This window comes from Amygdalobacter indicium (assembly GCF_029101545.1).
In the GTDB taxonomy this organism is placed as follows: Bacteria; Bacillota; Clostridia; order Saccharofermentanales; family Fastidiosipilaceae; genus Amygdalobacter; species Amygdalobacter indicium.
In genome coordinates, this window is the sequence record NZ_CP118866.1 from 1,075,942 (window position 1) to 1,087,660 (window position 11,719).

At 43.5% G+C, this 11,719-nt stretch carries 9 protein-coding genes; all 9 read right to left on the reverse strand.

Translation table 11 applies throughout. The features are described from left to right. Nucleotides 1-102: 102 nt before the first annotated feature. Complete coding sequence (gene mtaB, locus PYS60_RS04490) at nt 103-1,527, reverse strand: tRNA (N(6)-L-threonylcarbamoyladenosine(37)-C(2))-methylthiotransferase MtaB (protein ID WP_315568019.1); 1,425 nt, start codon at nt 1,525-1,527, stop codon at nt 103-105. 47 nt (nt 1,528-1,574) lie between these two features. After that, the gene (locus PYS60_RS04495) at nt 1,575-3,311 is read right to left on the reverse strand and encodes a ribonuclease R family protein (RefSeq protein WP_315568021.1); all 1,737 of its coding nucleotides are present in this window, start codon (nt 3,309-3,311) and stop codon (nt 1,575-1,577) included. A 73-nt stretch (nt 3,312-3,384) separates the two neighbouring features. After that, nucleotides 3,385-3,615: a preprotein translocase subunit SecG gene (gene secG / locus PYS60_RS04500; protein ID WP_315568023.1), complete on the reverse strand. Its 231-nt coding sequence runs from the start codon at nt 3,613-3,615 to the stop codon at nt 3,385-3,387. A gap of 71 nt (nt 3,616-3,686) precedes the next feature. After that, the gene (locus tag PYS60_RS04505) at nt 3,687-6,491 is read right to left on the reverse strand and encodes a cation-translocating P-type ATPase (RefSeq protein ID WP_315568025.1); all 2,805 of its coding nucleotides are present in this window, start codon (nt 6,489-6,491) and stop codon (nt 3,687-3,689) included. 125 nt (nt 6,492-6,616) lie between these two features. Further along, nucleotides 6,617-7,891: a serine--tRNA ligase gene (gene serS, locus PYS60_RS04510; RefSeq protein ID WP_315568026.1), complete on the reverse strand. Its 1,275-nt coding sequence runs from the start codon at nt 7,889-7,891 to the stop codon at nt 6,617-6,619. A gap of 70 nt (nt 7,892-7,961) precedes the next feature. Continuing rightward, nucleotides 7,962-8,492, reverse strand: a complete 531-nt coding sequence (locus PYS60_RS04515; protein WP_315568028.1) for a tRNA (cytidine(34)-2'-O)-methyltransferase — start codon at nt 8,490-8,492, stop codon at nt 7,962-7,964. Nucleotides 8,493-8,511: 19 nt separating this feature from the next. Further along, nucleotides 8,512-9,621, reverse strand: a complete 1,110-nt coding sequence (whiA, locus tag PYS60_RS04520; protein ID WP_315568030.1) for a DNA-binding protein WhiA — start codon at nt 9,619-9,621, stop codon at nt 8,512-8,514. 5 nt (nt 9,622-9,626) lie between these two features. After that, nucleotides 9,627-10,742 carry a UDP-N-acetylmuramate dehydrogenase gene (gene murB / locus PYS60_RS04525; RefSeq protein ID WP_315568032.1) on the reverse strand — a complete coding sequence of 372 codons (1,116 nt, stop codon included), beginning with the start codon at nt 10,740-10,742 and terminating at the stop codon, nt 9,627-9,629. Between the two features lie 18 nt (nt 10,743-10,760). Next, entirely contained in the window at nt 10,761-11,696 is a 936-nt protein-coding gene (gene hprK, locus PYS60_RS04530; RefSeq protein WP_315568034.1) for an HPr(Ser) kinase/phosphatase, read from the reverse strand. Nucleotides 11,697-11,719 lie beyond the last annotated feature (23 nt).

Genomic DNA, 11,719 nt, shown 5'->3' on the forward strand with positions numbered 1-11,719 from the left:
CATATATTTTTCCTGTTATTTCTCAATTGTAAACGACGTAATCTTAACCGCTGTTTCGGCTGCAAAAACTGTTTCCGCATAACCGGTTCGAAAAGGCAAAAATCAAACAATTTTACCGAACAAATTATCGCCGTCATAACTGAAAATAACAACTTTGACCAAATCGTTGCAGCGATATAAGTCAACTTGCTGCTGTGAAGTAAAAAACACACGCACGGGCAAGTAGTTGAAGCTGTAGCCGTTCATTTCTTTTACTACATCAGGCAGCTGATAAAACTGTCGTTGCATGTTGTTAAGGCATTGCTCAGGTGCAATTGCCGCTTCCAGCAAAACCTCATGTTCCCGACCGATTTCCGTCTTTGCCCGGGCACGCCATAATTCGTTATTCAACTTAATAAACTCTTTGGTCCGAGCACGTTTCAAAGTGTTATCCAATTGATTGGGCAAGCTGTCGGCAACAGTGCCGGCTCGCCGGCTGAAGGGGAAAACATGCAAATGCGTAAAGCCCTTGGCCGCTACATAGCGCATACTTTCCTGATGTTCTTCATAAGTTTCACCCGGAAAGCCGGCGATAATATCGGTAGTTAGGTTCAAATCCTTATACAAATTTTTCAATAAATCAATGGCGCGACTGTATTCTCCGGTCGTATATCGACGACGCATCCGTCTTAAAACCGTATCTGATCCGCTTTGGAGCGACAAGTGGAAATGCGGGGTTAAATGTTGTAAATCGGCAATATCGGCAATAAATTTCTTATTTATTAAACGCGGTTCCAAAGAGCCTAAGCGCAGCCTTTGCAAACCCGGCAGGAGATCAATTGCACGCAAAACATCTATTAAACTGAGATTAATCCCGCTTTTGCGCCAATCAAGGCCATATGATGATATATGAATACCGGTTAAAACAATTTCTTTAAAGCCGTTGGCCAGAAGCATTGTTGCTTCTTCCACAATTTTATCCAAAGGTCGACTTCTAACCGGACCTCGAGCCAAAGGAATGGCGCAATAAGAGCAGTTAAGTTGGCAGCCGTCCTGAATTTTAATGAAAGCACGGGTTTCATGTTGTTTACGGACAATACCGTAGTCGGAAAAAGTACAACTCGCCTGTTTTACCGGAATTAAAACGGTAGGATAAGTCACTCCTTTTTGCTCTAAAAAATCCCGATACTGCCGATAAACCAATTGAGCGGCATTATTTTTGTCGTCATTGCCTATTCCCATATGGGCACCCAAAGTGTCTTGGGCTAAATCAACTTGACAACCGACAGCAACCACATAAGCTGCCGGATTGTTTTTCAGGCATTTATGAACCATCTGCCGTGATTTACGGGCAGCTTCCTGCGTCACACCGCAAGTATTAATGATATACACCTGCGGTAAACTCTCTCCGTCTTCAATCAAGTCCTGATCTTCCCACCCGTAACTTTGCAGCTGCTGGCTGATGGCATCCGACTCATAACGATTTACCCGACAGCCTAAAGTGATAATCTTAAAAATTATTCTTGCTGTTGTTCCTTGTTCCTGCACACCCGTTTCTCCCGTAAAACTTCTCTATTCCTTGTAGTTATCCTATTTTAACGCAACTTACGCTGTTTTGGCGCCTTCTTTGCGCCCTTAACTTTGGCTTTGGATTTAGCTTTGGCTTTAGTGGACTTGGATGCGCTCCTGCTTAACTCCTTCTTGGTTTTAATGATTGCTTTTTTTAACGCTTTCTTCGACTTGTTCTTTACCGGTTTTTTGCCTAAATAAGGGTCGAGCGGTATAAAATCAATTAAATAACTTTCCAAATTAACAGCAGACAACTCGACTTTCAGCGACTCGCCCAAACGCAAAACTGTATGTGAACGCATACCTACAGCTTGCATTTTTTCCGGCAGAAAAACAAAATGATCCGCCAGATTCTTGAAAGCCAAAAAGCCTTCAATCGCATTATCCAAACTCAAAAACAAACCGTGCTGGACAAAGCCGCTGATTTTAGCGTTATAATTCGCTCCGATAAAATTATGCATATATTCTGCCGACAGCATCGCATCGACATCTCTTTCCATGACTATAGCATTACGCTCCTGTTCGGAAATATAGCTGCAGGTTTCTGCTAAATGTTTAGCCAGACGCCGATTGCTGCGATTATGCCAATAATTTTTCAAAGCTCTATGTGTCAAAAGGTCACTGTAGCGTCTGATAGGTGAGGTAAAATGACAGTAATCCGCCAAAGCCAAGCCGAAATGCCCGGCAGGCTCTTTTTGGTAAACAGCTTTAGCCTGACTGCGCAAAAGCATCGTTTGCAAGGTGGTGAAAGCCGGATGTTCTTCATTCAACTCTAAAAATCTGCTGACATCCTTCGGCTGCAGCCGTGTAAGATTGTTGAAATGACGCGGCATTTTAGCGTTCAGACTGCGAGCTAAAGTTAAGAAAGCGGTAAATTTATCCGCCTCCGGTAAGCCGTGGGTTCGATAAACAATCGGTATTTCGTGTTCTTGCGCATAAGCGGCGACAAATTCATTGGCCGCAATCATAAATTCTTCTATCAGGCGATTGGCCCAGGTTATTTCATGTTTACCGGCAAAAACAGGTTGATGTTGCTCATTGAATTCAAAGCTCAATTCCGGCAAATCGAACATAATCGAACCTTTTTGCTGCCGTCTGCGCGCCAATTCGGCCGCCAACTTTTTGGCAAGGCAAATCATCGGCGCCAGCTGTCTGTATTTCTTCGGCATATTTTGTAATTGTCCGGCGCTTAATTTTTCGTAAGCTAAATCGTCTTCCAACTCTCCTTGACCGAAATAATTATAAAGGTCGGTATAAACGGCCCGAAGATCGCTCCTGATCACCGACTCATAGACATCGCCGCCGCGGAAATTACCGTCCGCGTCATAAATCAGTTCAACTGTCAACGTCAATTTATCCGTATCCGGATTCAATGAACACAAATCATCCGACAAGCGGTGCGGCAACATCGGCAAGACCGTTTCACCTAAATAATAACTGTTGCCCCGAGCATAAGCTTCCCGATCAAGCGCCGTATTGGCGCGTACATAATGGCTGACATCGGCAATATGCACGAACAGATGCCGCCAGGCATTACTATCCGTCGTCAAAGAAACAGCATCGTCCAAATCCTTAGCTTCCCGACCGTCAACAGTCATAGTCGGTAAATCTCTTAAATCTCGCCGATTACAGGCAAACATTCTAGTTAACGCTCCGTGATTGACCCCTCGCGGCAACGCTTCACTTTCACTTTGACACTCTGCGGGAAATTCCACCTGTTTCTGCATGAAATCCCTAATAAATTCTATTCTTGTTTTTAACAATTTTTTCTCCTTGTAATAAAAAAGGCAGCCGCTGATACGACCGCCTCTATCTTCAAATCTTCTTCGTGTTATGTTATTGAATAATAAAATTCAAAACAACAGTCAAGACAATTAAAACTCCGACAAGTACAGTTGTCACTTTCTTCAGCAACGAATCCATACTGCGTCCTTTGTTATGACCGAAGAATGTATCTGCGCCGCCGCCAATAATTCCTAAACCTGTACTGCTACCTTCCTGCATCATAACCAGCGCAACTAAAGCTACACAAATAATAACATCTAAAACTGCAATTACGTAGACCATTCTCCAACTCCTTCAAAAAGCATGTCTAAAAAAGCAAACCAATTATAGCAAACAATTCTGTCAAAATCAAATTAACGTCTGCTGCTCAGTTTTCGCGTCGAGCGATGATACAACAACTTGAATATTTCACCGGCCGCAAAAGGTACTAACGACAGCACAATGACAACGATCCAATCCTGCACCGTCAAAGAAACGGTATCAAAAATCGGTCGCAGGAACGGTACATACAGCACAACCAGCAACAGCAAGAAAGATAAGAGCGTCGAACGCACCATTACCTTATTGCTGAACAAACCGATGCTGAAAACGGAAAAATGTTCCGAACGGCAACTGAAAGCACGAAGTAACTCCGCACAAATCAAAGTTGTAAAAGCCATCGTACGCGCTCCGCTTGCCGGCATATGCCCCGGCAAAGCCAACCAATCAAACTCTTTGGCAATCTGTTTCACGCCGTCTGTCAGAATAAAGTCAGGATAAATATATCTGCCGTATGTAAAAGCGGCAAATACGCAAATAAAAATTGCACTTGCCTGAACCACAATCGACCAGGCCATTTCTTTATCCAGAATTTTAGCCTTTCTCGCTCTGGGAGGTGCCAACATAATATCACGCTCGCCTTTTTCCTGGCCCAAAGCTAAAGCGGGGAAGGAATCGGTAACTAAATTCAACCAGAGTAATTGAATCGGTTCCAAAGGAATCATCTCCGGTCCCAAAATCATCAGACTTAAGAAAATAACCAGAATTTCTCCGATATTACATGACAGCAGGAAACCGACAAACTTACGGATATTGGCATAAATAATTCGCCCTTCTTCTACGGCGGCAACAATAGTTGCAAAATTATCATCAGTCAGGATCATACCGGCAGCTCCCTTGGCTACTTCCGTCCCGGTAATTCCCATAGCAACGCCGATATCAGCCTGCTTCAAAGCCGGCGCATCATTAACACCGTCTCCGGTCATAGCACAAATAGCATCCTGCTTCCGTAAAGCCTCGACAATTTTCACCTTATGTTCGGGCGAAACACGAGCATAAACCGCTGTTGTCCCAACTTTGGCTGCCAATTCCTCATCACTCATATTACTGAGTTCAGTCCCGGTCAAAACAGCCTCGTCTTCATTCTCACCTACCAAGCCCAAATCACGAGCAATAGCCACGGCAGTATCTTTATAATCACCGGTAATCATCTTCACCTTGATACCGGCTTCCTTACACACCTCTATCGCTTCTTTGGCTTCTTTTCTGGCCGGATCGATCATACCGGTCAGGCCGACGAAAATCATTTTATCTTCAGCGGCAAAATCAACTGTTTCAGTTTCCTTGTAAGCATAAGCCAGAACGCGCAAGGCCTGCTTCGCCAAATAGGAATTTTTTTGCAAAATTTCCGCCCGTCTTGCCGGTGTCAATTCCCGCACGCCCGTAGCAGTCAGTTCCGCCGTACAATGCTGCAAAACAATATCAGGCGCACCTTTGGTCAATGACAAAGAATTATTTTCCGAGTCGCGGCAAAAAATCGACATCATTTTGCGGCCGGAGTCGAAGGGCAATTTACCGGTAATATCAATTTCATTTTCCAAAGAGCTTTTACTATATCCCAATTTACCGCTTAAAGTTAATAAGGCACCCTCCGTCGGATCCCCGATAACCTTATATATTCCCGCCTGCAAATCCAAAGCCGCTTCATTACATAATGTAGCTATTTCCAACAGACGCCGGAAAGGACTTGACAAATTTTCAGCAGTTAAAACAGTATTATCAGCTGTTTTAACCTCACCGCTCGGGGTATAGCCGTTACCCGTAACACTGTATAATTCTTCCCCGACATAAACCTGTGTAACTGTCATGGCATTTTGCGTTAAAGTACCTGTTTTATCGGAGCAAATAACATTAACCGAGCCTAAAGTTTCAACCGCCAACAGGCGTTTGACTATGGCATTCTTTTTGGCCATCCGATTCATACCCAAAGCCAGAACAATCGTCACAACAGCCGGTAACCCTTCCGGGATTGCAGCCACAGCTAAAGATACAGCGGTCATAAACAAATTGAAAGGTTCACCGCCTTGAATTAAGCCGACCAGGAAAGTAATAATAGTAATAGCTATGCAGGCTATGCCCAAAACTTTGCCCAATTGGTTGATGCCGACTTGTAACGGCGTCATTTGTTCGGAAATATCGGCCAATTTATTAGCGATAAAACCGATTTGTGTATTTTCACCCGTAGCAACGACCAAGGCCTCCGCCTGCCCGTAAGTCACAGCTGTAGTTGAAAAAAGCATATTTTTGCGATCGCCCAGTTGCAGCGGCTCCTGACTTATAAAGTCGGCATTTTTGTCGACAGGTACCGACTCACCTGTTAAAGCCGCTTCTTCCACTTTCAAATTGGAAGCCGAAAGCAAGCGTAAATCCGCCGGCACAATATCACCGGCTTCCAGGCGCACAATATCGCCGCGGACCAACTTGGCAGCATCTATCTGCTGCAGCTTGCCGTCACGCACAACTTTAGCCGATTGCGACGTCAGCTTTTTCAACGCCATAACCGCTTTTTCCGCCTTACCTTCCTGCAAAACGCCCAAAACGGCATTAACAACAACAATGGCAATAATAATCAAAGATTCCAGTAAATCACCGGTAAAGCCGGATATTAAAGAAGCAACAATTAAGATAATAACTGTAAAATCTTCAAACTGGGCTAATATTTTTCGCCAAAACGGTTCCTGCGGTGCTTCCTTCAAACTGTTTTCACCCTCAGCCTGAAGGCGGGAATTCACCTGTTCAAGTGTCAAGCCGTTTTTCGCATCCGTATCCAAAAGTTGTAAAAGTTCACTCCGCTCAGCTTGATAATAACGCATTTCTTCTTTTTTAATCTTATCTTCCATTGTTCTCTCTTTCTTCTACTGCCTAAAAAAAATCCTACATCGTCGCTACTGTTGCCTTTATTGGGGCTTATTATGCCTGAATTTAAGGAATAGGAACAAACAAATGTAAGATTTTTCCGGTAATCTTAACCTAAAACAGTTTTGCCGTGCAAATATTTCTGCAACACTTCCGGCACCCGCACTTTACCGTCGGCTGTCTGATATTGCTCCAAAATAGCAGGGAAAACTCTACTTGTGGCCAAACCGGAACCGTTTAAGGTATGAACAAACTCAATCTTACCTGTTTTGCTGTCCCGATAGCGCATATTTCCTCTGCGAGCCTGATAATCCCTGGCGTTGGATACGGACGAAATTTCCTTATAGTCATTCATCGACGGAATCCAAATTTCAATATCGTAAGTTCTGGCCATCGAAGCGCTGCAATCACCTGCTGCCAACTTGCTCAGGCGATAATGCAATCCCAAGCCCTCAACCAACTTACAAGCTTTACCTACCAGCTCCTCGAAAGCGGCATCCGACCCGTCTTTGGTCGTATACTGGAACATTTCAACTTTATTGAACTGGTGACCGCGAATCATACCGCGCTCTTCCGCCCGATAGCTGCCGGCTTCCCGCCGATAACAAGGTGTATAAGCGAAGAAACGCTTAGGCAATTCTTTTTCATCCAGAATCTCATCCCGATACAAATTAACTAATGCCGTTTCCGCTGTCGGTAACATAAAATTACTGCGTTCTTCAGCATGATCCAACCAGTAAACGTCATCAATAAATTTCGGGAACTGCCCGGCCGTGTAACCGCTGGCGTAATTCAACATATGAGGCGGCAAAATCATGGTATAACCGTCGGCTATATGCTGTTCCACAAAATAATTCAGCAAAGCCCATTCCAATAAAGCACCGTCACCTGTATAAACCCAAGATCCTGAACCTGCCATTTTGGCACCGCGATTATAATCAATCAGATGCAACTTCTCGGCAATATCCACATGATGCAACGGTTGGAAATCAAATTCCGGTTTCTTACCCCACATAGAGATAACTTTATTATTTTCCTTCCCGCCGCCTACCAGGTCATCATCCGGTAAATTGGGCAACGATTGCAGGAAAGTTGTCTGTTTCTCATTTATTCGGGCTAAATCAGCATCCAAACGCTTAACCTCTTCGGCAACATTTTTCATTTCAGCTAATTGTTGACCGACATCTTCACCGTTTTTCTTCATAAGCGGGATTTGAGCGGAAACCTTATTGCGCAAAGCTTTCAATTCTTCCGTTTTTTGAATCAAAGCTCGACGTTCCTTATCAAGTTTAAGAAATTCCGTGAAATCGACGTTACAACCTTTTTTTGCCAATTTCTGGCTGACTAAATCCGTTTGCTGACGAATTAATTGAATGTCTAACATACTGGCTCCTTATCTTTCCAAAAGTTTCAATCTTAATTATACCAACATTTTAATCGCAATTATAGGCATTTCAGTCTCCTCGACCGGTAACTTCACCTATTTTCAGCAAATTCGGGAAATTCTGTTGCCGCATATATTCATAAGCTAAAATTGCCGCCGCGTTGGACAAATTAAGGCATCTGGCTTCCGGCAGCATCGGAATACGCAGGCTCCTTTCAGGATGAGCCAACAAAAGCGACTCGGGCAAACCGTGAGTTTCCCGGCCGAATAGAATTAAAGTATGCGGCGGATAATGTACTTCAGTATAGCAAAGTTTAGCTTTGGACGAAGTATAATAAATACCGCCGTCAGGATAGCGCTCCAAAAAATCATGGAATAAATCATCCAAATGATCCCATAAGGTTAAATCCAATCTGAACCAATAATCCAAACCGGAGCGTTTAATCCGCTTATCATCAATTACAAAGCCTAATTTCCCGACCAAATGCAACTTCGCTCCGAGGGCGACGCAGGTCCGGGCTATATTTCCTGTATTTCCCGGTATTTCCGGTTCCAACAAAGCTATTTCCAATGAATTATTCTGCTTAACTTTTTCTTCCACTTTTCTTCCGTTCTTTCTACTAATCTATAGTTTGCTGTAAGCTGTCTTTGGCGGCTGCCGTTGCTAAATTATGCAACTTTCGCAAACGATAATACAAACCGTTACGCGAATATTTGATTGTGCTGAAATCCTGCAACTCTTTCAAAGAACATTCCGGGTTATCCAGACGTAATTGAGCTACAAATTTCAAGTCTTCACTCAAGCTGTCCCATAAAGCTGAATTTTGCAAGGTCATAATTTCTTTGACCTGTTCAATGGCAACATTAACAGTTTTACTGAGGTTGTAATTATCACAATTCACCACCCGATTGACATCACCGCGTAAGTGCCGATTAATCCTGATATTTTCGTATTCCAACAATTTTTGCTGAATACCGATAAACAGCAAAAAACTGCCTATTGCATCTCCGGAACGTAAAACCAGCTTCGAGGGCACAATCTTCTTTCTTTTTTTACGCGGGTGCCTACTTTTGCGAACTTTAACCAAATTAATTTCAACCAGAAGTTCATGTAACAGTTCATAAACTGAACAACGACGACAAATAAATTCCAATTGATAAGTCAAGCTTGGATCGGCCAAGGAGGCTGCAGCTAAAAATAAAGCTTGCAGAATTGAACGTTTTTCCGCCGCTTCCAGGTTTTTGGCGTAAAAATGAAAGCCGTAAGTATCCGGGTCGAAGGCGAAATAGCTTCTGAGAAAATCGGTTATTTGCCTTTTTTCTTTACTGCGCCTAATTAACAACGTAACACTGCTCTTGTTGCATTGTCTATCCGGTTTAATTTGGAAAATTTGCTCAAACAGTAAGAGCAGAACTTCTTCCAAAGTTTTATTGCGCACGCACAAGCTGATATAAAAAGGCTTGAAAATTGCCTGGGTCAGGAGAATTATAAACAGCACAAATTCATCGGCATAACCTATTTCATCCGTTTTTTCAGTACCGCGACGCCCATAAGTAAATTCGGTCTGCAAACGGTTATATAAATTCTGTTTACGAAATTCCGCCAATTTAATCGGATGTTGCAAAAGCCTGTTTTTCATCGCCTGCAGAATTTCCTGTTTCGCGCTTTGGGAAAAAGTTAAATTGAGCTCCTCTCCCTGTTCAGCTGATTTATCTATAACTTCCGGCATAAAAATCAGTCCTCAAAATCCTGCTCGGTGAAATCACCTATATATCTGACTTCGGTAGCTAATGTGACACCGTATAACGATTGCACCGTTTCCTGTATCTTATGAATGAGCCGACAAATATCACGGGACTGACAATCTGTAGCAACATTAACAATAAATCCGGCATGCAGATCCGAAACCATCGCTCCGCCGATTCTGAAGCCCTTGAGCTTGGCATCGCTGATAAGTTTACCGGCATAATACCCCTCCGGTCGCTTAAAAATCGAACCGGCGCTGGGATAATTGAGCGGTTGCAAACTCTCTCTTTTAATTGTTAAATCCTTAATTACAGCAGCAATATCCTGCTTATTCGCTTTTTGCACAAGATAAGTAACACCTAAAATCACTGCGCCCTGCATCGCCGGACTCATAAAATAACTGGAACGATATTGCAAATCCAAATACCCGGGACGCAATTCTATAATATTGCAATCCGGACTCAAATAACGCACGCCCAACAGGCAATCTGCAACCGTACCGCCGTAAGCGCCGGCATTCATGTACGTCGTACCGCCCACAGTTCCGGGGATACCGCAGGCAAACTCCAAACCGCTGTAAGAATTTTGCGCCGCCAATTGGACCGTCCGTTTCAAAGTCTGACCCGCCTGCACATGAATCAGCGCATAGCTTTGCCACTCTTCCTCCGACAAATGCTCTTTTCCTTGCAACGCCTTGTGCCTCTGAATTTCTTCAATATAAGGGTAATCCCAAGTACGATAATCAGGCGACAGCGCCGTCTTGGCAAAGCGGTCACCCAAATAAATAACCAGAGCATTAACACCGTTATCTGAAAGCAATAAATTACATCCCTGCCCCAGTAAAACTATAGGTAAATTCAATTGCTCCGTCTGCAAAAAGCGATAGAGCCGCATTAATTCACTTTCCGAAGTTACCTCATAAAACAGGGCTGCCTGACCGCCGACGGCGAAATTACAGTAAGGTTTCAAAGGAACCTGCCGTCTGATAGCCGGAAAAGCCGCCGCTAATTTGGAAAATGCCGCCTGCTCCCGCGCCTTATTGAACATAACTCTCTGTTCCGTCGCTGTCTGCAGCGCCGCAATTTCTTGTTGAAACAAACTCATATCTACCTCATTTTTGACCTAAATCAATACAGTCTTATCTTCCGTATTACCGAACAAACGAGTAAGCAAAGCTTCGGCAGCGTTATATCCCATTTGTTTTTGCCGAAAATTAATCGCCGCCACTTCAGCAATAATGGCCAAGTTACGGCCGGGACGCACAGGAATGGTAATAGACGGAACTTTAATTCCTAAAATATCTGTATATTCTTCTTTAGTTCCCAAACGCTCATATACTTTATTCTCATCCCATAATTCCAAATTAATAACGAAATTAATCGTATCCTGAATTTTAACGGAAGACACACCGTAAAGCTCTTTCACATCCATGATTCCCAAGCCTCTGATTTCAATCAAATGCCGAATCATCTCAGGCGCCTGACCCAACAAAGTTGTATCGCTGACACGTTTAACTTCCACCAGATCATCAGCGATCAAACGATGACCGCGCTTAACAATCTCCATTGCAGTTTCCGACTTACCGACACCGCTTTCACCTAAGATCAGAATACCCTCACCGTAAATTTCAACTAAAACTCCGTGTAAAGTCGTATGCGGTGCCAATTCCAGATTAAGGAACTTAATCAAAGCACTGATTAAATCACTGGTCGCCTGCGGTGTACGTAAAAGAGGTACATTGTAACGCTTGGAAGCTACCAACATTTCAGTCGAAACCTCCAAATCTCGAGAAATAATCAGAGCCGGAATACCGCGGGCAAACAAATTGGACAAACGCACCAGACGTTCTTTCGGCGCGCACTGATCGAGATAAGCCATTTCCATATTACCTATAAGCTGCAAACGATTAGCTCCGAAATGATCGAAAAATCCCGTCAATTGCAGTCCCGGTCGCGTAACATCCGCAACTTGGATAATAACTTCATCCAAACTTGTATAGCTGGTAATAACTTCCAACTTAAATTCGTCAATAATTCGTTTCAAACTTACTGAAGGCATAAACTCCCCGCCTTTACCCGTAC